The 23909-nt window shown below is 38.8% G+C and carries 24 protein-coding genes; 8 read left to right on the plus strand and 16 right to left on the minus strand.

The window, feature by feature from the left end:
• The first annotated feature begins 156 nt into the window (after positions 1-156).
• The gene (locus IQ282_RS11975; protein WP_194852111.1) at positions 157-615 is read left to right on the plus strand and encodes a DoxX family protein; all 459 of its coding nucleotides are present in this window, start codon (positions 157-159) and stop codon (positions 613-615) included.
• On the opposite strand, the gene IQ282_RS11980 is transcribed toward IQ282_RS11975, so the two are convergent.
• Together IQ282_RS11980 and IQ282_RS11985 are read right to left on the minus strand one after the other, a co-directional pair.
• Positions 593-1297: a hypothetical protein gene (locus tag IQ282_RS11980; protein ID WP_194852112.1), complete on the minus strand. Its 705-nt coding sequence runs from the start codon at positions 1295-1297 to the stop codon at positions 593-595. The genes IQ282_RS11975 and IQ282_RS11980 overlap by 23 nt on opposite strands.
• Positions 1298-1613: 316 nt before the next feature.
• A complete protein-coding gene (locus IQ282_RS11985) occupies positions 1614-2159 on the minus strand; it encodes an inorganic diphosphatase (protein WP_228547319.1) in 546 nt (181 codons plus the stop codon).
• Between the two features lie 220 nt (positions 2160-2379).
• Here IQ282_RS11985 and IQ282_RS11990 point away from each other — a divergent pair, with 220 nt between their 5' ends.
• Positions 2380-3534 carry a vWA domain-containing protein gene (locus IQ282_RS11990; protein WP_228547320.1) on the plus strand — a complete coding sequence of 385 codons (1155 nt, stop codon included), beginning with the start codon at positions 2380-2382 and terminating at the stop codon, positions 3532-3534.
• Positions 3535-3883: 349 nt separating this feature from the next.
• Positions 3884-5347 carry a MoxR family ATPase gene (locus IQ282_RS11995; RefSeq protein WP_194852114.1) on the plus strand — a complete coding sequence of 488 codons (1464 nt, stop codon included), beginning with the start codon at positions 3884-3886 and terminating at the stop codon, positions 5345-5347.
• Between the two features lie 36 nt (positions 5348-5383).
• Here the strand turns inward: IQ282_RS11995 and IQ282_RS12000 are convergent, their stop codons facing one another.
• Complete coding sequence (locus IQ282_RS12000) at positions 5384-6088, minus strand: thioredoxin family protein (RefSeq protein ID WP_194852115.1); 705 nt, start codon at positions 6086-6088, stop codon at positions 5384-5386.
• 194 nt (positions 6089-6282) lie between these two features.
• Here IQ282_RS12000 and mazG point away from each other — a divergent pair, with 194 nt between their 5' ends.
• Positions 6283-7056 carry a nucleoside triphosphate pyrophosphohydrolase gene (mazG, locus tag IQ282_RS12005; RefSeq protein WP_194852116.1) on the plus strand — a complete coding sequence of 258 codons (774 nt, stop codon included), beginning with the start codon at positions 6283-6285 and terminating at the stop codon, positions 7054-7056.
• 127 nt (positions 7057-7183) lie between these two features.
• Here mazG and IQ282_RS12010 read toward each other — a convergent pair whose 3' ends face one another.
• The 7 genes from IQ282_RS12010 to IQ282_RS12040 all read right to left on the minus strand — a co-directional run bounded on the left by IQ282_RS12010 (position 7184) and on the right by IQ282_RS12040 (position 12976).
• Positions 7184-7339: a YqaE/Pmp3 family membrane protein gene (locus IQ282_RS12010; RefSeq protein WP_194852117.1), complete on the minus strand. Its 156-nt coding sequence runs from the start codon at positions 7337-7339 to the stop codon at positions 7184-7186.
• 87 nt (positions 7340-7426) lie between these two features.
• Positions 7427-8761: an adenylosuccinate lyase gene (gene purB, locus IQ282_RS12015; protein WP_194852118.1), complete on the minus strand. Its 1335-nt coding sequence runs from the start codon at positions 8759-8761 to the stop codon at positions 7427-7429.
• Between the two features lie 75 nt (positions 8762-8836).
• The gene (locus tag IQ282_RS12020) at positions 8837-9400 is read right to left on the minus strand and encodes an adenylosuccinate lyase (protein WP_194852119.1); all 564 of its coding nucleotides are present in this window, start codon (positions 9398-9400) and stop codon (positions 8837-8839) included.
• Between the two features lie 3 nt (positions 9401-9403).
• Positions 9404-10099: an SIR2 family NAD-dependent protein deacylase gene (locus IQ282_RS12025; protein ID WP_194852120.1), complete on the minus strand. Its 696-nt coding sequence runs from the start codon at positions 10097-10099 to the stop codon at positions 9404-9406.
• Positions 10096-11265: a THUMP-like domain-containing protein gene (locus IQ282_RS12030; RefSeq protein WP_194852121.1), complete on the minus strand. Its 1170-nt coding sequence runs from the start codon at positions 11263-11265 to the stop codon at positions 10096-10098. The genes IQ282_RS12025 and IQ282_RS12030 overlap by 4 nt, the downstream gene beginning before the upstream one ends.
• 3 nt (positions 11266-11268) lie before the next feature.
• A complete protein-coding gene (locus tag IQ282_RS12035; RefSeq protein ID WP_194852122.1) occupies positions 11269-12372 on the minus strand; it encodes an AI-2E family transporter in 1104 nt (367 codons plus the stop codon).
• 7 nt (positions 12373-12379) lie between these two features.
• Positions 12380-12976 carry a DUF4159 domain-containing protein gene (locus IQ282_RS12040; protein WP_394355203.1) on the minus strand — a complete coding sequence of 199 codons (597 nt, stop codon included), beginning with the start codon at positions 12974-12976 and terminating at the stop codon, positions 12380-12382.
• 147 nt (positions 12977-13123) lie between these two features.
• Between IQ282_RS12040 and IQ282_RS12045 the strand changes: the two genes are divergently transcribed.
• A complete protein-coding gene (locus IQ282_RS12045; protein WP_194852124.1) occupies positions 13124-13885 on the plus strand; it encodes a DUF1223 domain-containing protein in 762 nt (253 codons plus the stop codon).
• Here the strand turns inward: IQ282_RS12045 and IQ282_RS12050 are convergent.
• Entirely contained in the window at positions 13872-14579 is a 708-nt protein-coding gene (locus IQ282_RS12050; RefSeq protein ID WP_194852125.1) for a 16S rRNA (uracil(1498)-N(3))-methyltransferase, read from the minus strand. The genes IQ282_RS12045 and IQ282_RS12050 overlap by 14 nt on opposite strands.
• Positions 14579-15595 (minus strand): tRNA (adenosine(37)-N6)-threonylcarbamoyltransferase complex transferase subunit TsaD, encoded by a 1017-nt coding sequence (gene tsaD, locus IQ282_RS12055; protein ID WP_194852669.1) that lies wholly within the window; start codon positions 15593-15595, stop codon positions 14579-14581. Before tsaD ends, IQ282_RS12050 begins: the two co-directional genes overlap by 1 nt.
• A 91-nt stretch (positions 15596-15686) precedes the next feature.
• Between tsaD and IQ282_RS12060 the strand changes: the two genes are divergently transcribed.
• Positions 15687-20105 carry a translocation/assembly module TamB domain-containing protein gene (locus IQ282_RS12060; protein ID WP_317174206.1) on the plus strand — a complete coding sequence of 1473 codons (4419 nt, stop codon included), beginning with the start codon at positions 15687-15689 and terminating at the stop codon, positions 20103-20105.
• A 2-nt stretch (positions 20106-20107) separates the two neighbouring features.
• Here IQ282_RS12060 and IQ282_RS12065 read toward each other — a convergent pair whose 3' ends face one another.
• Genes IQ282_RS12065 through recF form a run of 3 tightly spaced genes read right to left on the minus strand, consistent with a single transcriptional unit; the run spans position 20108 to position 21889 of the window.
• Positions 20108-20407 carry a DUF721 domain-containing protein gene (locus tag IQ282_RS12065; protein ID WP_194852126.1) on the minus strand — a complete coding sequence of 100 codons (300 nt, stop codon included), beginning with the start codon at positions 20405-20407 and terminating at the stop codon, positions 20108-20110.
• Complete coding sequence (locus tag IQ282_RS12070) at positions 20394-20810, minus strand: lipocalin-like domain-containing protein (RefSeq protein ID WP_194852127.1); 417 nt, start codon at positions 20808-20810, stop codon at positions 20394-20396. Before IQ282_RS12070 ends, IQ282_RS12065 begins: the two co-directional genes overlap by 14 nt.
• Positions 20807-21889: a DNA replication/repair protein RecF gene (recF, locus tag IQ282_RS12075; protein ID WP_194852128.1), complete on the minus strand. Its 1083-nt coding sequence runs from the start codon at positions 21887-21889 to the stop codon at positions 20807-20809. The genes IQ282_RS12070 and recF overlap by 4 nt, the downstream gene beginning before the upstream one ends.
• Before the next feature lie 184 nt (positions 21890-22073).
• Here recF and IQ282_RS12080 point away from each other — a divergent pair, with 184 nt between their 5' ends.
• Positions 22074-22853 (plus strand): tetratricopeptide repeat protein, encoded by a 780-nt coding sequence (locus IQ282_RS12080; RefSeq protein WP_194852129.1) that lies wholly within the window; start codon positions 22074-22076, stop codon positions 22851-22853.
• A gap of 3 nt (positions 22854-22856) precedes the next feature.
• The gene (gene ribH, locus IQ282_RS12085; RefSeq protein WP_194852130.1) at positions 22857-23369 is read left to right on the plus strand and encodes a 6,7-dimethyl-8-ribityllumazine synthase; all 513 of its coding nucleotides are present in this window, start codon (positions 22857-22859) and stop codon (positions 23367-23369) included.
• 232 nt (positions 23370-23601) lie between these two features.
• Here ribH and IQ282_RS12090 read toward each other — a convergent pair whose 3' ends face one another.
• Positions 23602-23823: a hypothetical protein gene (locus IQ282_RS12090; protein ID WP_194852131.1), complete on the minus strand. Its 222-nt coding sequence runs from the start codon at positions 23821-23823 to the stop codon at positions 23602-23604.
• Positions 23824-23909 lie beyond the last annotated feature (86 nt).

The following is a 23909-nucleotide window of genomic DNA, read 5'->3' on the forward strand; positions in this document are numbered from 1 at the left end:
CTCAACACCGACTCTTGATGAAGTTTGGAATAGCAGTTACTTTTAAACGAGTAATACGGTAAAACATCGTTTTCCCAGGCATTGAGAGATATAGGATTCGGTTATTTGCGTACCTAATTATATGTTTGCATCACTTTTGACCCCTGAAAAGTAAGAATGAGAGAATTATACAATAAAACAGATTATAGAAGTATAGGTTATGCGGTAGGTCGTATAGGCATGGGAAGTTATTTGTTATTTCATGCTATCACTAGCATTATGGATATGGATCAATTCATGGTAACGGCCTTGTCCTATTTCACTGACAATTCTCCCATTTCATTTTTAACCTATCTAACTCCTATAATTCCATTCATGGAGTTATTTCTTGCAATCATGATTTTAATGGGACTCTACACGCGTATTGCTCTAAAATGGGCCGTTGGTATAGGTGTGTTTTTTATGCTGTTTTTTCAGTTGACAGGTGATTTTGCCTCAGCACTAGAACATTCTTACGGCGTGACCGTAAAAATTTCTTTGATATTTTTAATTTATTATAATAAGTTTTCTCTGGATTATTATAATTTATGGAAAGTTTCTAGAGAAATTAAATCTATTCAACAGAGATATCGGTAATCGGAATCTCTATACCAAAAATTGATTTTTTCATAGAAAGCGGAAAATCGGCATCTGTCATTTCCCAATTATCCCATTTTGCCTCAATACCATCAAAAGGTAGAATCTCTACCCACATCTGGAAATTTTGTGGTCGGTAGTTTTGATCTAATTTCCATACATAAACGTCGCCAGGAGTAGTGCCGCCATTTGTATATCGCACCAGTAATTTTTCTTGCGCGTCCTCTTTAATAATTTCTCGCTCTGTTCCAGGGTCCATAACCTTGTAAGGTGCGACAATCCAAAAGCTGTCATTATTGAAGTTTTCTACAGCGTAGTTAATAGCATCTGATCTTTTATCTCCTGCAAGAGGTTTGTTATCTTCAAAAGCACTGCTCGAGTCTGGATTTTGAGTATCTAGCATCACCCTGTTATCATTCCAGTTTACTTCTACACGTCCTTGTTGAGGTTCCCAGCGATATTTATTTTTACCTCTGAAGGTCCACGAGATTAATTTAGCCTCCTGGAACTCTTTATATTTAATCGACTCTAGCATTTTAAGCGCCAGTTCATCTGCCGGTTTTCCAGGAATGCCCACTGGAATCTCTTCGTTGAAGGTTAGTTTTAGAGTAATAAAAATGATTCCTAGAACAGCTAATATTCCTAGCAATAAACGCAAGATCCATTTTAATAAAGTCTTCATACTAGATATTTTGATGTCAAATTTAAGTAGCGGGATTATATTACTTGAAGGAAAGTAAGGTTTTGTTTAGAAACGCTCCAGCATTCCATCCTTAACTCTTCCTAAAGGTATAGGAATTGCGATATAGCACTGATCATAATTGTGATGCTGAATTTTATTTAAAGATCAGTTTAGATTTCAACTTCAGCGTTCATAAATAAATGAGCAGCATTTGATGTGTTTATGACTGACCACATCAACCTCTATATCTTTTTAAGCAAAAAAAAATCTGCTGAAAGAATCTCTCAGCAGATTTATGAATGGGTACTTTAAAGAACTATTTGTTGAATTTCTTCTTGTAGTCTTCTATGGATTGATTAACAATTTCCATCGCTTTTTCACGACCCTGGAAATCATCCACATTTACCGTTTTGTTTTCCAGCTTCTTATAATCTTCAAAAAAGTTGCGCATCTCTTTTTTCCAAAATTCAGGAAGTTCAGAAACGTCATTAAAATGAGCGACGCTCATGTCGTTTGCTGCTACCGCGATAATTTTATCATCCATCTCGCCGCCGTCCATCATTTGCATGACACCTATTACTTTAGCCTCTACAAGGCACATAGGAACGATCTCTATTTGAGAAAGCACCAAAATATCTAGTGGGTCGTTATCATCACAATAGGTTTGCGGTATAAATCCGTAGTTCGTAGGATAGTACATGGAGGAGTAAATTACCCGATCCAGTATCAACATACCACTCTCCTTATCCAGTTCGTATTTTGCTCTTGTATTTTTAGGAATCTCAATAATGCCTACAACGCTTTCCGGCGCATTCTCGCCATAGCTTACGTCGTGCCATGGATTCATCTTATTATGTGTCATAATTTTGTAAAAACCTGCAAATTTAAGGCTTCTTCGCTTTTGTACCGCTATTCAAGTGCAGGAACTTCTTTGTCATATCGCTTTCGCGAAAGCGAACTCGTCATAAAACTCTCAACAATTTTAGAAACACCTTTGGAAAAGACCGTTGATGCTTACATAAAGCCATGTTAAATGCCCAAGAGCGTAAATTTCCTGAGCTTTTGCCGACTATCTTTAACATATGATGAGACAAGAAAGAAGTGGTTTTAAGTTTGAGCACTTTAACCCAAAGGATCTCGACCCATTTGATAAGCTTTTCGATATTTTTAAGGAGCTGATCACGCATACTTCTGGTGATTTTGATGAGGCCATTGACTGGCTGCGAGAGTTAGATACAGAGTATAAATTGACGACTCCAGAATACACCATTGACGATTTTATTGAGGACCTTAAGGAGCGCGGTTACATACGTGAGGAATTTGACCCAGAAAAAGGTGGCGATGGAGAAGGAGATGAGGAAGGCAAGGGTCCTGGAAAATATAATATCACTGCCAAAACCGAACAACTCCTGCGTAAGCATGCCTTAGATCAGATTTTTGGTAATATGCGTAAAGGATTGACCGGGAATCATAAAACCAATAAATTAGGCGCTGGTGATGAGCATACGGGTGACTTAAGAGAATATAGATTTGGTGATGGACTGGATAGAATTTCCATGACAGAGAGTTTGCGCAACGCTCAAATTAATCATGGAATGGATGATTTTCATCTCGCAGAAAGTGATTTGATTGTTGAGGATTCTCAATTTAAAGCGCAAATGAGTACGGTGTTGATGATCGACATTTCGCATTCTATGATACTTTACGGAGAAGACCGAATTACACCCGCAAAAAAAGTAGCCATGGCACTGGCGGAGTTAATTACAACTAGATATCCTAAGGATACGCTGGATATTATAGTTTTCGGGAACGATGCCTGGCCCATCAAAATAGCAGATTTACCCTATCTGAAGGTAGGTCCATATCATACGAATACTGTTGCGGGACTACAACTCGCAATGGATATCCTGCGCCGTAAGAGAAATACCAACAAACAAATTTTTATGATAACCGATGGGAAGCCTAGCTGCCTGCGTTTAAAGGACGGTCGCTATTATAAAAATTCCAACGGGCTGGATGAATATATCGTGGAGAAATGTTACACAATGGCCGCACAGGCCAGAAGGTTGCACATTCCCATTACCACATTTATGATTGCAAATGATCCTTACCTCCAGCGATTCATTGATCAATTTACAGAAGCAAACCAAGGAAAAGCATTCTTCACAGGATTACAAGGTTTAGGAGAAATGATCTTCCATGATTACGAGGCAAATAGGAGAAAGAGGATGAAATGATTTATTGATTGGTTGATTTGTTAATGTGAAGATGAGAAAATGAGAAAAAAAGTTCAAATTTTGATTCGGCTTACTTTCTCCGCTGAAGAGGTGCTGAAGGTAATGAGACCAACACAGGAACAAAAAGAAAAACAGGGAGAAGTTTAAATGAGAAGATCAGGAGATTAAATGATGAAATAAAAACGGTTCAAAATCTGAATTAACTTTTTTCTCCTTTGGAGAAATGTCCGCAGGACAATGGGGCTTAAGCAAGATTGAAACGATAACTCACGGCAGGCAAGAAAAATAAACTAAAAACAAAATTCATTGAAGTTCGAATTCAAGTTCAGCTTCAATTTCAAAATAGGATATGAATACAAAAGATATAAAAACGATAGGCGATCTCAAGAAATCGGGATGGGAATCAAAATCCATTAAAGAGGAACTGAGAGATAACCTTAAGGAAAACATCAAAAGCGGTACAGAATCTTTCAAGGGAATTCATGGTTATGAAAATAGCGTGATTCCAGAATTAGAACGAGCTATACTTTCCAGGCACAATATAAATCTATTGGGATTGCGTGGTCAGGCCAAAACGAGATTAGCACGGTTGATGACCGGTTTGCTGGATGAATACATCCCATACGTTACAGAAAGTGAGATTCATGACGATCCATTCCAGCCACTGTCTAGAACAGCGATCGAATTGATCAAGGAACATGGTGATGAAACCCCTATTTCTTGGTTGCACCGCGATGATCGATTCTATGAAAAACTAGCCACTCCAGATGTTACCGTTGCTGACTTGATAGGAGATATCGACCCTATAAAAGCAGCAAACCTTAAGCTGAGTTATGCTGATGATCGCGTGATCCATTATGGAATGATACCGCGGGCAAACCGCTGTATTTTCGTCATCAATGAACTTCCAGATTTACAGGCAAGAATACAAGTAGCTCTTTTCAATATTTTACAGGAAGGCGACATACAAATTCGCGGTTTTAAATTGAGACTTGCTCTTGATATGCAGTTTGTGTTCACTGCAAACCCAGAAGATTATACCAACCGTGGTAGTATAGTTACTCCGTTGAAGGATAGAATAGGTTCTCAAATCTTGACCCATTACCCAGAGAACATTCAGATTGCCAAAACCATCACACAGCAAGAGGCTAAAAATGATGAGCGTACCAAAGATGGCGTTTATGTTCCTGAATTAGCAAAAGATCTCTTGGAACAAATCAGTTTTGCAGCTCGCGAGAGTGAGTATGTAGATGAAAAAAGTGGTGTAAGTGCTCGTATGAGTATTACCGCTTATGAAAATCTATTAAGTACTGCAGAGCGCCGAGCGCTGATGAATGGCGATGATAAAACAACGGTGAGACTATCTGATTTTGCTGGAGTAATTCCATCCATTACTGGTAAGATTGAGTTGGTGTATGAGGGCGAACAAGAAGGAGCTGCATTTGTAGCAAACGAACTGATAGGCGAGGCAATCAAGACCTTATTCCCTGAATACTTTCCTGAATTGAAAAAGCTCAAAAAGCCAGACGAGGAAACTCCATATGATAAGTTGGTAGAATGGTTCTTTAACAGCGATGCATTAGAATTATTGGATGAGTTAAATGATTCTGATTACAAAGAGTTGATTGATCAAGTTGGGCCATTAGAAGATCTCATCCAGAAATACCAACCAGAAACAACCAAAGAAGATCGCTATTTCCTAAAGGAGTTTATCCTTTGGGCACTGGTCGAGTTTGATAAGCTCAGTAAAAAGAGATTTACAGAGGGTTATCAGTTCAATGATTTATACAGTGATTTTGTGAAGGGGATTTAACTTCAGGATTATTTAATGCTGGATTTTTAAAGAGGTTTACTTTCGAGAGATCTTCAAAGCCTTAGCTTCCTTTTCGGTAGCTAGGGCTTCTTTTTTAGAGCCTAATTTGCTAAGTAAGTTTGATTTTATTACTAAATTTTTGCTGGACTTATTAATTTCAATCGCACGATTAATAAGGGAAAGTCCGGATAGTAAATCTTGTTTATCAGTTAAATTATCGCTGATTGAAGCGGCAGTTTGAGCCAGCAGTTCATCATGGTACCATAATTTGGTCAGATTTCGCTTAGTTAATTTGGGGTGCTTTCCTGTAACCACCTTGTATTTAGTAGGCACGGGTTGATAAGCTAATAATTCCTTTGTCGCTGGTCGTTTTGCGTTTCTAGCAATAAGGGCTTTCAGGTCGGTATCATTCATAGCACCGGTGTGCTGGTCAATGACCGTTCCATTTTTAAGGAAGATGAATGTTGGAACGCCCGGAACCTTGAGAATATCGTCGGTTATGTTTTGATCAATATCCATTTTATATATTTTGCCGGGACTTTTAGGGTCTTTATCTATCGCCTCAATTGCAGGTTTCATCATACGGCAAGGTCCACACCAGGTAGCTGTGAAGTATAGTATTTTCATCTCGTTGTCAACCGCTACGGCAGTAGTGGACACCTCGTCATCCATTATATATTGCTGCGCATTCATCTGTGAAATTGCAAGTAGTGAACAAAAACTGATAAGTATGTACTTCATTTTAATGCTGTTTGTTGTGATGCTATCTAATTTTATACCAACTAAGATCGTGTGGAGATTTTGACGTAATTTATCTTGTTACTGCATTTAATTCTAATGTTTCGCTTTCGCGAAAGCGGAATTATAGAAAGATTATCTACCTCACCTCTAAACAACGAAAATACGAACTTCAAGCCTCAACTTAAATGAGAACAATGAATAATAGAAAAGATCAACTGGAAGCGCTGGATCGACTGCTAACGATCATGGATACTCTGCGAGAAGAATGTCCATGGGACCGCAAGCAAACATTGCAATCCTTGCGTCATTTAACGATTGAGGAAACCTATGAACTGGGCGATGCGATCCTAGATAGTGATATGGATGAAATTCCAAAAGAACTGGGAGACTTGCTGCTCCACATCATTTTCTACTCAAAAATAGGTTCAGAGACGGGTTCTTTTGATATTGCCAGCGTGGCTCATGGAATTTGCGATAAATTAGTTTCGCGTCATCCACATATATATGGAGATGTTGAGGTAAAAGATGCCGAGGAAGTCAAACAAAACTGGGAAGCGCTCAAGTTGAAAGAGGGAAGAAAAAGTGTATTGGAAGGTGTCCCTAACAGTTTACCAGCGCTGGTAAAAAGTTCCAGAATACAGGAAAAAGTAGCCGGAGTAGGATTTGACTGGGAACGTCCGGAACAGGTTTTAGAAAAGCTAAATGAAGAACTTGTAGAACTCAAGGTTGAGGTGGATAAAGGCGATCAAGACGCGGTAGAAGCAGAGTTTGGCGATGTGCTTTTCTCGCTCGTGAATTATGGTAAACATCTAGGCGTTAATGCAGAAGACGCTCTAGAACGAACCAATAAAAAATTTATCAAACGTTTTCAATACCTAGAATCTAAAGCTAAAGAATTAGGAAAGCCATTAAGCGACATGACTCTGGCGGAAATGGATGTGTATTGGAATGAGGCTAAGAAACTGTAGTGGGATATGCGCGCGACGCTCGTGCCAATTTGAAAAGTTCAAAACATGAGAGAACGAAAATATACTTAAATTAAAACGGCGCCCATCGGGCGCCGTTTTCTTTCTTTTTCATTGCAATTTTAGATGCTTATTTAGAGGTCACATAGAAAGCGTGAATTACTCCAGGCAAGACTCCTAAAATCGTCAGAATGACATTGATAATGAAATCTTTTCCCAACCCCTTGTTGAGAGCAACGCTCACGGGAGGTAAAAATATGTTGAGGATAATAGTTAAAATGCTCATGTTAGTTAGTTTTAATTTGGCACTAAACTAGAAGCAACCGCCGCCGCATCCCGTTAATCTAAACCTAATTAGGTAGGAATTAACTTATTAAATTCCAGTAAATGTTGCTGGAGTTATCACTCTCATTTCTTCCTTGATTGACTCATTAATATCAAGTTGTTCAATAAATGTCGCCATACTTTGAGCCGTGATTTTATCGTTAGTCCGCGTGAGTTCTTTGAGCGCTTCATAAGGATTAGGATATTTCTCCCTTCTTAAAATGGTCTGAATCGCTTCTGCAACTACCGCCCAATTTGCTTCTAGATCTGCAGCAATTTTTTGTTCATTTAATAAGAGTTTGCTCAACCCCTTAGCGGTTGATTTGAAAGCGATCAAGGTATGTGCCAGAGGAACTCCCACATTTCTAAGAACTGTAGAATCGGTTAAATCTCGTTGTAATCTAGATATGGGTAATTTTGCGGCTAGATGTTCAAATAAGGCGTTTGCGATACCTAAATTTCCTTCACTGTTTTCAAAATCAATCGGGTTCACTTTGTGAGGCATGGCACTGGAGCCTATTTCTCCTGCTTTGATCTTTTGCTTAAAATAATCCATGGAGATGTACGTCCAGATATCTCGATCCAGATCAACGAGAATGGTATTGATCCTCTTAAACGCGTCAAACAAGGACGCCATATAATCGTAATGTTCAATTTGAGTAGTTGGGAAGCTGTGCTTTAAACCCAATCTGTTTTCTACAAACTCATTCCCAAATGCTTTCCAATCGATTGCTGGAAAGGCTACATGATGAGCATTGTAATTTCCTGTTGCACCACCAAATTTTGCTGCATGTGGAATGGTTTTCAATCCTTTCAACTGCTCTTGAAGACGTACCACAAACACCTTGAATTCTTTCCCTAAACGTGTAGGTGAGGCTGGCTGGCCGTGCGTTCTTGCTAGCATTGGGATATCAGCCCAGTTTGTGGCAAGTTGATCCAGCTGCTGGATCAGCGCTTCAATTTCTGGATAATAAACTTCTTCCACAGCTTCCTTAATGCTTAATGGAATTGCCGTATTGTTGATATCTTGAGAAGTCAACCCGAAATGGATGAACTCTTTGTGACCCGCTAGGTCAAGGTCGTCAAACTTGCTTTTGAGAAAATATTCTACCGCCTTTACATCGTGATTGGTGGTTTTCTCAATCTCTTTAATGGCTTGCGCATCGTCAAGTGAGAAATCTTTGTAAAGAGTCCTCAAGGAAGTTTGAATTTTGTCGCTAAAAGGTTGCAGCTGGGAAATTCCGCTTTCGCTTAAAGCGATAAAGTATTCCACCTCAATCAACACACGATATTTGATCAGTGAGGCTTCAGAAAAAAAGGAGGCAAGGGATTCAACCTTAGATCGATAGCGGCCATCAATAGGCGATATTGCTTGTAAAGACATAGTATAGCTTTAAAGCACGCAAAAATAGGATTTTAGGGGTTAGCAATGACGGTTGTGTCAAGCAAATCTAGAGTGCTAATCGTTTAATCTTTTTAGGGTTTTCCCGCCAACGCTTTTGTAGCCTTTGCTTTCAGGATTAACGATATGTTCTTCTATAATTGCAGGCATCGCTGGATGAATCCAGTCAAATTCAGTTCCCAATAGGAACAGGGTATTAGTGGCAAAAGCTAGGTTTGCCGTCTTTCCATAAGCTGTCAGCAATTCATTAAAAGCTCCTTCCACTAGCTGATTGCGCATTTCTAGCGTCAGTATTTCTTTGATAGGGTGCTCTCGTTTAGAATAATAGGATTTGCAGAGTAACGTACCTATTTTCAATAACGAACGCATTGCTGAGTGATTAATTTTCATAGGAAACAACGCACAGATTTCTCCTAAATGCAAATAGCAATCGGCTTCAAAGAGCAGGTAGGATTGTTCTAGAGACCAGCAAGCCTGATGGGAAACTCCAGATTCTGGCTGACATAATTGAATCAATTCTGGTAATAGATCCTCCTTAACGCAATAGGTTCCTATGCGAACTCGGGAATCTTTGTAAGCTAGAAGGTTTTGTAAATCTGTATGTAACGATTCAGAATCCACAAATTATTTAGAGTTATGCAAATTAGCATGAATCATGTCGCATGCCTTTTGCACCCCAGTACCAGCATTTTCTGCGATTACAGTTAATCCGTTGCTACTTTCTAAACTAGGTTGAGGATCTACTAAATAGATGGGACATTCCTCTGGCGCATAATGCATCAAACCAGCCGCTGGATAGACTTGTAAAGAAGTACCTACTATAATCACGGCGTCTGCGGTTTGAATGGTTTCCATAGCCGCATCCATCGCAGGAACATCCTCGCCGAACCATACGATATGCGGTCGCATCTGTGAACCTGTGACAGATTTATGATCAATAGTCATGTCATCGATCCATTCCACAATATCCGATACATTATCAGACGGTCGGGCTTTGAGCAGCTCACCGTGCAAGTGCAATACGTTTGTGGAACCCGCGCGTTCATGGAGATCGTCCACGTTTTGAGTAATGACCTGAACTTCATAATTGCGCTCCAGTGCTGCAATGCAATGGTGCGCTTTGTTAGGGACGACTTCCTTCAATTGTGCGCGACGTTTGTTATAAAAATCCAACACTAATTTTGGATTAGTCTCCCAGCCTTCTGGTGAGGCAACTTCCATCACATCGTGACCTTCCCACAATCCACCTGCATCTCTAAAGGTTGAGATCCCACTTTCTGCACTGACTCCAGCACCTGATAAAACGACTATTTTCTTCATGTACTTATTTTTTCTGCCTCGATTACCACAGCACCACGACCGTTGACGCTGGTGAAGAAGAGATATTCAAATTCACTTTCGGCTAAGTTATATTTTGTGCGGATCTGTTTTACGCTTTCGCGAAAGTTTCTTGTCACTACGGCTCGTGCACTTTTTCCATACTCCCGCTTGATCGACTTGGGTTTATAATCCAGTACCTTTTTCACCTGGAATATACGGCCTGGAAATTCTACGAGTACATCAGATGTAAATAGATGAGCATCCTGATCAATTTTTTGAACCTGAAACTGACTGGAAATTTCTGCAAAAGCCTGAGTCTTCATAATCGCCGCATTGGGTTCATATAGATAGGTTCCAACTTCTATAGCTAGGTCAAAAATATTCTTGTCTTTACTGTAAGTGAAGATGGGTTGGTTTGTTTCTAGATTTACCGCTGTGATTTTTAATTCTTTTTTTTCTTTTGACAGAATCCATAGCAATTCCTTGACTTCGTTTTTAACGGCAACTACATGAATTTCGGTTACATGATTCAGTTGTTTTAGCCCAGCGGTAAGGTCCAACATGGGCGAGGTCTTGATCATGATTTTGTTTACCTTCTCAAAAAACAAATTCATGTGTTCTATGACATTCGGCTCATAATCGACTAAGAGGATGGCCTTGTTGGTAGTTTCCGTTTTACGGCTGGGGTCGAGGTAGAGCAGGTCAAAACGTTCTTCAACAGATTCTAAAAATGCTATACCGTCATTACAGTAGCTTTTTGTAGACAGTCTTAGTGCCTGAAAATTGTGGGATGCAATGTGTTGTAGCGACGCATTTTTTTCTACGTGAGTGGTCTGGGAATACGCTTTCGCGAAAGCGATGACATCAACACCCAGTCCGCCAGTGAGATCCGCCATAGCAGCTCCTTGAGTCAAACTGGCCTTGTAGTTTGCGGTAGTTTCAGAACTTGTCTGCTCTAGGTTGACATTGGGAGGGAAAAGTATCTGAGAATTCTCAAAAAGCTCTGGAAATTTGCTTTTTGATTTTTGAAATCCTACCAGTTGCTGTGCAAGATCCTTAGCATCGATGTCAAAAGGATGCGATCTTAAGATAAAACCTGCCGCAGACTCGTGAAGATGCGCCATCAAATACTCGCGCACTTGTGGCTTCAAAACTTCAGGGTTCATGATCTATAAATTTTGGGTCAGTTTCTTAACGATTTTATATTCGCTCAAGAATTCCTTAGAAATAACTTTGATCGCGGTGTAGGTAGGAATTGCCAGAACGAGCCCGATAATGCCAAAAACAAGTCCCGCAATCAAAATAATGATAAAAATCTCCAATGGATGTGATCGCACGGATTTTCCAAAAATCAGTGGCTGATTCAAGAAATTATCGATCAATTGAATGATCCCATAACCTATAGAAACCACTATTAATTTAGGAAGAATGAAATCGGTAAAATTTGCTCCTAGATTGTCACTAATAACAAACGCGCACATTAAAAAATAACCAATGGCGGGTCCTAAATAAGGTATTAGATTCAACAACGCACAGAAAAAGGCGATAATCATCGCATTTTCAACTCCTAATGATAACAAGATGGCACTATAGAGTATAAACAAAATCACGATTTGTAAAATCAAACCGATAAAATATCTGGAAAGTAGTTGCTTGATTTTGGTGAAAGCGCGTAGGAATTGTCCCTCATTCCCTTTTTTTGAGAAAACAAGAACTCCTTCTAATAGCAAGCGGCTGTCTTTCAACAAAAAAAATGCAATAAAAAGTATGGAGAACATTCCAATCATAAAACTGCCCAATGTTCCAAAGAATCCATTGACAAATTGCGGAACCAAATCCATAGTAAGATTCTTCTTGACGAATTCCAGATTTTGAAGCCGTTCTAAAACATTGACTCTACTGATTCCAAAATAATCACTAATCTGTTCATTGAGCACTTCCAGATTGCTTTTGACCTCTTCTATATCGATTTTAGAGATATTCTCCCCTTGCTCTGCAATTACAGGAATAACCATAAGAATAGCGCCGACGATGATGGTGAACAGGAAAATGAGCGTGAGAATAACGGAAAGAGTATTAGGAATTCTAACGCGGTCGCGCAAGAAGAGTACAATAGGCCTCCCAACTAACGACAGAACTGCGGCTACACCTATATAAAATAGAACCGACTGAATCTCCCAAAGAAACCAAGCAAGTAACATCACACCACCTATAATAAGTAAGGCTCTTAACAATCCAAAGGCGATTGCTCGCGATGTAGCTTTAGGTTCCATAGTTTAACTAGTTGGTAAAAACGTATTTGATAATATTAGCTCCCATATCAAGCGCTTTTTTTCTTATTTCTGGTGGATCGTTGTGAACTTCTGGGCTTTCCCAGCCGTCTCCTAAATCGGTTTCAAATGTAAATAAAAGAACCAACCTATTTTCATGAAAGATACCCATCGCTTGAGGGCGTTTTCCATCATGTTCATGGATTTTAGGTAATCCATTTGGGAAACCTACATAGGAACTAAATATGGGATGCGACGCAGGAAGTTCACGCCATTGTTTATCTGGAAATAATCGTACTATTTCCTTTTCCAGATAAGGTTTCATTCCATAATTATCGTCTATGTGTAAAAAACCACCGCTTAATAAGTAATTTCTCAAGTTCTCTACTTGAGAATCATTGAATACTACATTACCATGTCCAGTCATGTGTATAAACGGATACTGAAATATGTCAATGCTTTGTGGTTCCACAGTAGCAACATCTCTAGAAAGTGTTGTTCCTAAATTCTCATTACAATAATTTACGAGATTAGGTAAGGCTGTCGGGTTTGCATACCAATCGCCACCTCCATCGTATTTTAATAGGGCAATCTGTTGAGCGTTCACTTTGAAGCATGCTAAAATCAACCATGATATCAAAGAAAGATTGCGAATAGATATATTCAAGTTTGTATAATAGTTAAATTTTATTCTGCTTATCTTAAGTTTTGAGTTAAGTTTCATTAGTTTCACAATCACTGAAATTCCCTCAAAATGATATTTAATCCACTAACGAGAATTATTCTCCCTATAGTAAGTTTGATTCTCGCCTTTTCGGTACTTGCGTTTCAACATAAAGAAAACCATAAACAAAGTAACGAAAAACAGCTGCAAAATGGTGTAACTGTGGTTGAATTATTCACTTCTCAAGGCTGTAGTAGTTGTCCGCCCGCAGATGAGCTTCTTGCTACTATTAAAAATGAGCAAAATGTGATCGCATTATCCTATCATGTGGATTACTGGAATCGATTGGGCTGGAAAGATCCTTATTCTGATGCAGATTTTTCAAAATATCAAAGAGCATACGCAAAGCAGCTTAATTCTGGCGTTTACACGCCTCAAATGGTGGTAAATGGTCAAACGGAATTTGTGGGATCCCGTAAGTCTAGCTTACAAAAAAGCCTAAAAGCTAAATCTAACGTGACAGCTTTGAAAAATCCTAAGGTTAAAAGGACGGCGAATAAGATGAGCTTTGATTATGAAATTGATATGAATAAGGAGTTTAACTTTGCATATGCTTTACTGGTTTTAGAGGAGCATATTACCAATGTAACCAACGGTGAAAACTCTAATCGAAAATTAAAGAATACAAATATCGTCCTGCAGAAAGTGGACTTGAATAAAAAAATGGCTAAGGGCACTGGCGAATTTACGATTCCGGCAAATGCGGAAACAGGCGCTACCTATCGCGTTGCTATCATAATGCAGGATAAAAACCTAAAAATTCTAGCCGCAGGATGCTCTAGCCTTGGATAATAGAATTAAAAAGACTGACAGCGTACATGCCAGCAGTTTCAGTTCTCAAACGGGTATGGCCTAAATGAACAGGACGAAAATTATTGTTCAGTGCATTTTTTATTTCGGTAGGATTGAAATCTCCTTCTGGTCCTATAAGAATGCAGGTATTTAGATTAGGCTTCAATAGTTCTGAAAGATGGATTTTATCGGTTTCTTCGCAATGGGCAATAAGTTTCAATTCGGCTTCATTTGATGTAATAAAGTCCTCAAATCCAGTCAGCGGATTCAACATCGGTTTGTGAAGTTGTAGTGATTGCTTCATGGCACTCACAATAATTTTTTCAAAGCGTTCCATTTTAATATGACGTCGCTCGCTATTTGCACATAATATAGGCGTGATGCTGGAAACTCCTAATTCGGTTGATTTTTCCAAAAACCATTCCATGCGATCGTTCATTTTTGTAGGTGCGATCGCGATATGAAGCTGTGGGTTAGGAGCTGGAATTTTTTTGATATGCACTAGTTGCAGGTCGCAACGATTGCTGGTTAATTGGGTTATCGTACCGTCAAATAAATCACCCAGTCCATTAGTTATAGAAACCGTATCACCTACAGATTTCCTCAACACCTTAGTAATATGTCTCGTATCCTCTTTTTCTAACGAAAGAAGGTCTGTTGTTAATGTCGCTTGTGGGAAATAAAATAATTGCATTACATGGGAATTCTTGCGGTGGCGGTAATATCCAGACCTGCAAAATCTTGATCCAGATATTTATAGTATCCAGAAATACCGATCATAGCGGCATTATCTGTCGTGTATTCAAAGGGCGGTATAAATACTGTCCAGCCTTCTTTTTCTTTAGAAAGTAATTTTTCTCGGATTCCAGAATTTGCACTGACACCACCACCTATCGCTACAGATTTTATTCCTGTTTGTTCCACGGCCTTTTCCAGTTTTTGAAATAAAATATTGATAATGGTAAACTGGATGCTGGCGCAGATGTCTTCTAGATTTTTCTTGATAAACTCTGGATCTTCCTTGACATTTTTTTGAATAAAATATAAAACACTGGTTTTAAAACCGCTAAAGCTGTAGTCTAGGTTGGGAGCTTTGGGAATGGGAAATTTGAAGGTGTGGGGATTTCCCTTTCGCGAAAGCGAATCCACCATAGGTCCAGCTGGATAGTCCAATCCTAGAATTTTACCCGTTTTATCAAAAGCTTCCCCCACGGCATCATCCATCGTACTGCCTATGACTTCCATTTTATGATGGTCTGTTACCTTAACAATCTGGGTATGTCCACCGCTAATGGTTAACGCAAGAAATGGAAACTCTGGTTTTTTCTGTCCCTGATCAATAAAATGTGCTAAGATGTGCGCTTGCATATGATGTACTTCAATCAAGGGAATTTCTAAACCTAGCGATAAACTCTTAGCAAAACTACTTCCCACCAACAAGCTGCCCATAAGTCCCGGGCCACGAGTAAATGCTATTGCAGTAAGTTGCTTTTTGTCGATATTTGCCTGAGCTAATGCGGTATGAACTACGGGCACAATATTAGATTGATGTGCACGGGAGGCCAGTTCAGGAACAACACCGCCGTATTGCTGATGTACTTTTTGATTTGCTGTAACGTTAGATAATACCTTATCATTTTTGAGAATGGCACAAGAGGTGTCATCACAAGAGGATTCTATAGCAAGAAGGTAAGAGATCTGCGCTGGCATAGGTTGATCGGGCATAAAATTTGGTAATCTTTGCAAAAGTAAATGATCTGTTATTAAAAAGCTTTTTAAAATACTAGGGAGAATCCTACTGGTGCTGGTAGCGCTTTTTGTAATCCTTGTAATCGTTTTTTCTTTTCCGGCCGTGCAAACGAGAGCGGCCCATTTTTTAACGGATTATCTCAACGATACCTATGATGTAAATATTGACATTGAAACGGTAGCTATTACCTATTCTGGTAGTGTGGAACTGGGCGCGACCAGAGCACTGGACCATCATCAAGATACCGTTATTTCTTTTGAACACTTGTCCACATCAGTAATGAGCTTTTCTGAATTGGTTTCATCATCACCAGCTCTGGGAGACGTGAGCATAAATGAGCTGTACCTAAACATGCGTCGCTATAAGGGAGAAGAAAGTGATAATTTAAATATATTCCTAAACAAGTTTGCCACAGAGCCTAGTTCCCAGCAGCCTTTTACTTTAAATACGGGAACCATCAACCTCACAAATGCCCAGATTAGGATAATTGATGATAACGCAAACCACCCGCAATTATTCGTAGCTAAAAACTTAAATCTAAATGCTGATAATTTCCGGATCGATGGTAATGAGATTTTCGCTGATATTCAAAGCGGGAATTTTGAGATGTTCAATGGTGCCGTTAGCGGTCCGGACGGCACTGAAGGTTTTACTGTCAAGCAATTAAAAGCTGATTTTTACTACTCGCCCGTTCAGATAAGAGCAGGTGACTTAAATATGGAAACTCTGGGATCTAGCATCACTGGAGATTTACAAATGGACTATGAAGAGGGAGGGTTTTCTGATTTTGTAGAAAAGGTAATTTGGACGTTTGACATTAAGAAATCAAGTATCGCTACTAATGAAATCAATATATTTTATAATGAGTTTGCCCCAAATGAGACAGCGGCTATCGCTGGAAAAATGACGGGAACCTTAAATGATTTCAAAATCGCCGGCTTGTCTATGAATGCTCTAAGCGATTTGAGTATTGAGGGTGATATGCAGTTCCGTAATTTGATTAAGGAAGCGGATAATTTCTTTATCGACGGGACTTTTGACCAGTTACAAGTGAGCTATATAGATCTCAAAAAATTGCTTCCTAATATTTTAGGCACTCAATTGCCAGCAACGCTCAATCAATTGGGAACTATCAATGCTAATGGATATGCTAGTGTAGACAGGGATAATGTTATTTCAAAGCTTTCTGCTACCAGTAGACAAGGGTTTGTAGATACAGATCTTAAACTGACAGAAATCCGTTCTGGTTACATAGGTTATTCCGGAAATATCAAAGCAACAAATTTCTATTTAGGCGGAATCGTAAATGCAAAAGACCTGGGAGCTGCGAGCTTAAATTTAACAATCAACGGCAGAGGTTTTGATCCTGAAACAGCTCGCTTAACTTTGAATGGTGCGATCTCTAGATTGTCTTACAATGGTTATAATTACAAGAACATTAAGGTAAATGGAGACCTTAGAAAGCCATTATTTAATGGTAAAGTTCTCATCAACGATCCTAATCTACAAATGGAATTTGATGGTTTGGTTGATATATCTAAAGAAATCAATACGTACGATTTCAAGGCTTTCGTTGATTATGCAGACTTAAAAGCAACTAATATTTTCACAAGGGATAGCACAGCCATCTTGAAAGGAGAGATGGTTATAGATATGAACGGCACGAATATTAATGATGCTGCCGGTACTATTAACTTCTCAGATGCTAGTTATCAGAACGATAATGACACTTATTTCTTTGAAGATTTTGTAATTGAAAGCACCTTTGAAGAGGAGGAACGTTTAATTACCATCAACAGTCCCGATATCATTGAAGGTGAAGTACGAGGGAAGTTTAAAATTGAAGAAATTCCAGAGTTATTCAAGAACTCTATCGGTAATGTTTATACCAATTATCGATCAAATAAAATCACAGAGAACCAATATCTAGATTATGAATTTAAAATCTATGATAAGATTGTAGATCTATTTTTTCCAGATATCGCTTTAGGCGAAAACACAATATTGAAGGGACAAGTTGCAAGTAATGAGGCGCAGTTTAGGCTCACTTTCAGGTCACCTCAAATTAAAGTTTACGATGTAGATTTAAAACAGGTCAACATTCAAGTAAACAACCAAAATCCATTATTCAATACGTACATCAAGATCGACGATGTAGACAATGGGTTTTATGATGTGAAAGATTTCCAGTTGATAAATGTGACGCGTCAGGATACATTATTGTTTAGAACAGAGTTTACAAGTAAGGAACAAGACGATGATAAATACAACCTGAGTTTTTATCACACCATAAATGATGAAAATAAATCTGTTGTAGGAATCCGCAAGAGCGATTTGAAATTTCAGGGCAAAAAGTGGGTCATCAATCCTACTAATGAGAATGTGAAGTTGGTTTTTGATAATGATTTTAAGCAATTCGAACTGGACACACTCAAGGCACAGCATTTAAATGAACGAATCACCGTTGCGGGCTTAGTAGAGGGAACTGGAAATAAGAATGTCAATTTAAAATTTGACGGCGTCCGTATTTCCAGTCTTACTAAACCTATTGACAGTTTAAAAATGCGCGGTAGGATTGACGGAGAGCTTAAGCTGGAGCAAGTGGCTGGAAATTATGCTCCATCAAGTGACTTCACTATAAGGGAATTTGAAGTCAACAGCACGCCTCTGGGTGATTTTGACATGAAAGTAAAAGGGAATGAAGACCTAAGTATCTACAATGTCAATGCACAATTGAAGAATGACTCTAAAAGGACTTTCATCGCAGAAGGTTCTATAAATACCAAGGGAGAGTTTTCTACCATAGATGTAAATGCAGACTTCAATGAATTTAATTTACTAGCCTTGAGTCCGCTGGGTGGTGTTGTGATTGATCAAATTCGCGGGTTTGCAACGGGAAAAGCCAATGTAAAAGGAAAGTTAACGGAACCAGAAATAGACGGTAAGCTGATTTTGAACAAAGCTGGACTGCGCATTCCCTATCTTAATACTGATTTTGATTTTGAAGAAGCTGCAGAAATCGATATTAAAAGCACCAGTTTTGATTTCGGAGAGATCCAGCTGCGAGATACTAAGTATAATACTACAGGACAGCTAACAGGTAAAATCAATCATAAAAATTTCGGGTTTTGGGAACTGGACTTGGCCTTAGAATCAGACCGTCTTTTAGTTTTAGATACAGAACTCACAGAGGAATCATTGTATTATGGTACAGCATTTATTGATGGTAAAGCAACCATTACAGGCCCCACAAATGAACTATTTATTGATGTTGTCGCGACTACAGGTGATGGAACTATCTTTAGAATACCTATAAATGACGGAGAATCCTTAGGCGATACATCTGCGATTTATTTCTTAAGTCCAGAAGAAAAAGAAGCACGATTATCTGGTAAGGAAACTGAGATCAAGGAAATCTCAGGGTTAGAACTGCGGTTTGATATGGAGGTAACTCCGACAGCAACGGTCGAGGTAACTGTTGATCCTACAAACGGAAGTTACCTGCGCGGTAGTGGTTATGGGAATTTATTGCTAGAAATTAATACCACAGGGAAATTTGTAATGAACGGTGACTTTATCGTTACAGAAGGAATTTATAACTTCAAGTATGCCGGGATTGTAAATAAAGAATTTGTCATTGAACCCGGTGGAACAATTGATTGGAACGGCGATCCAACGGATGCTAATATCAACGTTAGCGCTTCTTACCTAACGAGAGCGAACCCATCTGTCTTGCTGGACAACCCCAACTTAAATGCACAGATTCCTGTAGAGGTCATCACAAAATTACAAGGAGATTTAAGCTTCTTTGACCCAGAGTTTGAAATAAGCTTCCCTAATGTCAACAGCGTTGTGAAGTCTGAGCTACAGTACCGTCTTGAGGATAAATCACAAAGACAATTGCAAGCACTATCCCTTATTACCGCTGGATCCTTTTACAATCCTAATAGCATAGGGCAAAATGCAGTGACCGGTAACCTAGTTGAAAGCTTATCAGGAATAGTGAATGATATTGTAAGTAGTGGGGACAGTCGTCTGGATTTTGGGGTGACTTATGAAGCTTCAGAGCGCAATCCTAATTCAGACATACAACGATCTGACCGATTTGGAATTACATTGACAACACAAATAAGTGATCGGGTATTTATAAATGGCAAGTTAGGAGTTCCGGTGGGAAGTACTACTACTTCAGAACGCGCAATTATCGGGAATGTGGAGATTGAGTTCCTGCTGAGTAAATCTGGGGATCTGAGACTAAAAATATTCAATAGAGAAAATGCTCTGCAGCAGATAGGCCAGCAAGAAGGATATGATCAAGGAGTAGGTCTAGAATACAGTATTGATTTCAACAGCATCAAGGAGCTTTATAAGAAGCTGTTTTATAAGAATATTACGAAGTCCCCATCACTTCAAAAAAGAGAATCAGATGAACAGTTCAAATCTGATGAGGATATAAAAGGCGGGATTTAGATTTATCTAAGAACAAGTGATTTGATGACTTCCTTACCTAAATGATTGTTCAGGTTTTCTACGATTTTACTGCGGCCATAGGAAAGTTCTTGTCTAAGTACTGAAGATGATAAGTCAATAAATAATTTCTCTCCTGTAAACTTGATTTGAGTTGTATAACTCATCACACCTGGACCCATCACTTCTTTCCAGGCCTCGTTAACATCGACTTTAATAAAACCCGAGTTCAATTTATGTTGCGACTTGAAATCCTTTAAGGCGTCGCTCATACTCAAAAAATCCTCCTTCTTATTGTTTCTCATTAGGCTCGTATGGTTGATAATAGTAAACAGTTCCGTTTTCGTGAACTAAAATTAATTCTTCTTTTGTGGCTTCCTTTAATATTTGCGTGTAGGATTTATCTCCCTCTTCAAAAATTAGGATCAGTTGATTCTCACGCATTTCCCACACAAATCGTACGGTTTCTCCATAAGAAACAAATCTACCATCAAAGGTAGGGCTCACACGACTCTTAGTTCCACCATTTTCATTGACTTCAAAGAAATCCATGTGATTTGTAAAAGGGAATATCTTCTCTTCTCCGTCTGGTTTTTCAACCCGTTCTATGTTCCAATAACCTTTTAGGTTCTCCAGTTTTACGTCTGTACTTTGATCACTGCAGCTTGTGGTAATCAAGGCTATAATGATGATCCATAGATATTTCATAACTCAAACATTTTATACGATTGGTTGACATTTTTTATGACCGCTTCAGTACGATCTCGATTTGTGTCACTAATAAATAGCTGGCCGAATTGCTCATCATTCACCATGGCGATCAATTGCGAAACCCGGTCTTCATCTAATTTATCAAAAATGTCGTCGAGTAGTAAAATGGGCACGGTACCACTTTTACTCTTGATAAACTCAAATTGGGCCAACTTTAGTGCCGTAAGAAAACTTTTTTGTTGCCCCTGACTGCCAAATTTTTTGACAGCATGTTTATCAAGAGAAAATAATAAATCGTCCTTATGAATACCCACGGTACTATATTGAACCTGTAAATCTTTTTGTTGTGCAGCTTTGAATACGGCAGCAGGGTCTCCATCATTGAAGTCTGACTTATAATAGATTTCTACAATTTCATCAGTTTTTCTAGAGATTTGAGCATAAAAATCTTTGAAAATAGGAGTGAAGGTGGTCAGGAATTCTACGCGTATTTTGTGGATATAGTTTCCTAATTGAAGCATTTGTTCATCATAAACTGCTAGGGCATCACCATCAAATTTACGATTTGCTGCAAAGTATTTGAGCAATGCATTGCGTTGTTGCAACAGCTTGTTGTATTTGATCAAGCGCGTCAAATACTGATTGTTTTCCAGAGAAATCACACCGTCCAGAAACCTACGTCTCGTGTCACTTCCCTCGATTATCAAATCCCTATCAGCGGGAGAAATAATTACCAGCGGCAGTAATCCTATATGATCACTGATTTTGTCATAAATTTTGCCATTACGTTTTGCCACTCTTTTATTCCCACGTTTAGCACTAACAACCACATTTTCCTCCTTTTCATCCTTTTCAAACTTTCCATTGATCACAAAGAATTCTGCATCATGATGGATGTTTTGAAGTGTGATGGGGTTAAAATAGCTTTTTGCAAATGCCAGGTGATAAATGGCGTCTAGAACGTTCGTTTTACCGACTCCATTGTTGCCCACAAAACAATTGATTTTCTCATCCATCACAAAATCAGCGCTTTCAAAGCTTTTGTAATTGATTAAGCTGAGTGATTTGAGGTGCATAGGTTTACTGCTTAACTAATTGTGAATGTGAAAGTTGAGGTAAGTTCGCTTTCGCGAAAGCGATATAATTTTCCTCCTGCTGCAAGTAATGCAAATTTAAGGTTTGGCGGGTAGAAGATTAAGTGTCTGCACGTTTTTTAATATAGATAAAAATGATATTTTTGCCCGTTCAATAAATTTGATAATGGCCGCATACAATAAAAGAGGTTACAAGCCTAAAACTAGTAAGGAAAAGGAAGCAGTTGAAGAAACCGACAGTGCTACAGCTGAGGTTTTTACAACTTTAGATGAAGGTGCTGGTAAAACGGAGGCATGGGTTGAAAAAAACCAAAAAATCATTCTGTATGTAGTAATTGCTATTGCGGTTATCGCTGCTTTATCATGGGTCTATACAGAATTTGTGCATGCTCCTAAAGCAGACGAAGCTCTGGAAGAATCCACACAAGCAAACTTTTTCTATGACCAAGCGATAAACGCTACAGGTGAGGAGCAAGACTCTCTTTTTAACCTCGCACTGGATGGTGGTGAAGGGAAATACGGGCTTTTAAAAATTGCTGATGAATACTCAGGAACGGATGCGGGAAATATTGCTAATTACCAGATAGGTATGGCTTATCTAAATCTAGGTGGGGTTAATTATCAAAAAGCGATCGACTTTCTAACGTCTTATGACGGCGATGGTTCTATTATGGAAGCTTATGCAAATGCAGGAATAGGTGACGCACTAGTTCAAGTAGGCCAAGAAAAAGATGCGGTTTCTTATTACAACAAAGCTGCAGATATCGTTCCTAATGAATTTACGACTCCTAAATATTTATTGAAAGCTGCACAAGCTTCCTTAAATACAGGAGATAATAGCACTGCGATCAAGAATCTAGAGCGCATTGAAGAAGAGTTTCCAGAAGCTCAAGAGGCTCAAACTGCACAAGTGCTTTTAGGTCAGGCTCAAGCTGCTTCTAACTAGACTATGGCAACGGCTGGAAAGGATTTATCTGCATACGACAAACAATCATTGCCTGATGCGTCAAAATTGCGCATAGGAATTGTTGTAGCAGAATGGAATGAAGATATAACGGAGAATCTTTTTAAAGGAGCTTTTTCTACTCTTGTGGATTGTGGTGTGGATTCTGAAGCGATTTTTAGATGTGACGTCCCTGGATCGTTTGAGTTGATTTACGGTTGTCGTAAGATGCAGGAATCTACTTATGGTGCTTCAAGACCAACTAAAGCACTTGATGCTGTTATCGCGATAGGAAGTGTCATACGTGGTGAGACGGCTCATTTTGACTTTGTTTGTCAGGGTGTCACTAGCGGTATCAAAGATCTCAATCTCAATAAGACTCGTATTCCAGTTATATTCTGTGTGTTGACAGACGATACTCGTGAGCAATCTATCGCACGCAGTGGTGGAATTCATGGGAATAAAGGTTCTGAAGCTGCTATAGCGGCAATAAAGATGGCAGCGTTGAAGAATAGCTAGTACATTCTTGAAATCCTAATACTGGTTCTATAATTTTAATTGTCAAATATTATAAGGATTTAAATCCTATCGCTCTTAAGTGTTGTTATTTTGAACTTCTATTGATATTTTCCAACTATTGAGTTCTGTCTATTAATTTAGAATTCCAAAACTGACGCTTAAACCTGTTGTTGAAAGAATCGAAAATTTTGCTCATTGTGCAAATATGATTTGAAAATAAGGAACGATATCTTCACTCTATAATTTCATAATCGATATCCAGTTTCCGCAAATCACGAAGTGCCGAACCACGATTTTTATCTTCAATTTCAATATCTACAGGATCTCCTTCCAGAAGAATACTTGTAAGTTCGTTAGCAAGGGAATCGCCTACAGTAGAAATTCCAGCAATACATTTTGATATCGCTCTTCGATCAGGTCTTTGAGCGTCGCAGGATAATAAATTAATTTTCATGAGGATATTTATTTCTGCAAGATAGTAGAGTTGTCCTACACTGGGGTTTTAATGTGTTAAGTTTAATTGAGATTGATCTGACTCCG

This window comes from Nonlabens antarcticus (genome assembly GCF_015356755.1).
Lineage (GTDB): Bacteria > Bacteroidota > Bacteroidia > Flavobacteriales > Flavobacteriaceae > Nonlabens > Nonlabens antarcticus.

Bases quoted from the DNA above. Each gene is read 5' to 3' on its own strand.
- IQ282_RS11975 (WP_194852111.1), top strand. From the start codon at position 157: ATGAGAGAATTATACAATAAAACAGATTATAGAAGTATAGGTTATGCG.
- IQ282_RS11980 (WP_194852112.1), bottom strand. From the start codon at position 1,297: ATGAAGACTTTATTAAAATGGATCTTGCGTTTATTGCTAGGAATATTA.
- IQ282_RS11985 (WP_228547319.1), bottom strand. From the start codon at position 2,159: ATGACACATAATAAGATGAATCCATGGCACGACGTAAGCTATGGCGAG.
- IQ282_RS11990 (WP_228547320.1), top strand. From the start codon at position 2,380: ATGATGAGACAAGAAAGAAGTGGTTTTAAGTTTGAGCACTTTAACCCA.
- IQ282_RS11995 (WP_194852114.1), top strand. From the start codon at position 3,884: ATGAATACAAAAGATATAAAAACGATAGGCGATCTCAAGAAATCGGGA.
- IQ282_RS12000 (WP_194852115.1), bottom strand. From the start codon at position 6,088: ATGAAGTACATACTTATCAGTTTTTGTTCACTACTTGCAATTTCACAG.
- mazG (WP_194852116.1), top strand. From the start codon at position 6,283: ATGAATAATAGAAAAGATCAACTGGAAGCGCTGGATCGACTGCTAACG.
- IQ282_RS12010 (WP_194852117.1), bottom strand. From the start codon at position 7,339: ATGAGCATTTTAACTATTATCCTCAACATATTTTTACCTCCCGTGAGC.
- purB (WP_194852118.1), bottom strand. From the start codon at position 8,761: ATGTCTTTACAAGCAATATCGCCTATTGATGGCCGCTATCGATCTAAG.
- IQ282_RS12025 (WP_194852120.1), bottom strand. From the start codon at position 10,099: ATGAAGAAAATAGTCGTTTTATCAGGTGCTGGAGTCAGTGCAGAAAGT.
- IQ282_RS12030 (WP_194852121.1), bottom strand. From the start codon at position 11,265: ATGAACCCTGAAGTTTTGAAGCCACAAGTGCGCGAGTATTTGATGGCG.
- IQ282_RS12035 (WP_194852122.1), bottom strand. From the start codon at position 12,372: ATGGAACCTAAAGCTACATCGCGAGCAATCGCCTTTGGATTGTTAAGA.
- IQ282_RS12045 (WP_194852124.1), top strand. From the start codon at position 13,124: ATGATATTTAATCCACTAACGAGAATTATTCTCCCTATAGTAAGTTTG.
- IQ282_RS12050 (WP_194852125.1), bottom strand. From the start codon at position 14,579: ATGCAATTATTTTATTTCCCACAAGCGACATTAACAACAGACCTTCTT.
- tsaD (WP_194852669.1), bottom strand. From the start codon at position 15,595: ATGCCAGCGCAGATCTCTTACCTTCTTGCTATAGAATCCTCTTGTGAT.
- IQ282_RS12065 (WP_194852126.1), bottom strand. From the start codon at position 20,407: ATGAGAAACAATAAGAAGGAGGATTTTTTGAGTATGAGCGACGCCTTA.
- IQ282_RS12070 (WP_194852127.1), bottom strand. From the start codon at position 20,810: ATGAAATATCTATGGATCATCATTATAGCCTTGATTACCACAAGCTGC.
- recF (WP_194852128.1), bottom strand. From the start codon at position 21,889: ATGCACCTCAAATCACTCAGCTTAATCAATTACAAAAGCTTTGAAAGC.
- IQ282_RS12080 (WP_194852129.1), top strand. From the start codon at position 22,074: ATGGCCGCATACAATAAAAGAGGTTACAAGCCTAAAACTAGTAAGGAA.
- ribH (WP_194852130.1), top strand. From the start codon at position 22,857: ATGGCAACGGCTGGAAAGGATTTATCTGCATACGACAAACAATCATTG.
- IQ282_RS12090 (WP_194852131.1), bottom strand. From the start codon at position 23,823: ATGAAAATTAATTTATTATCCTGCGACGCTCAAAGACCTGATCGAAGA.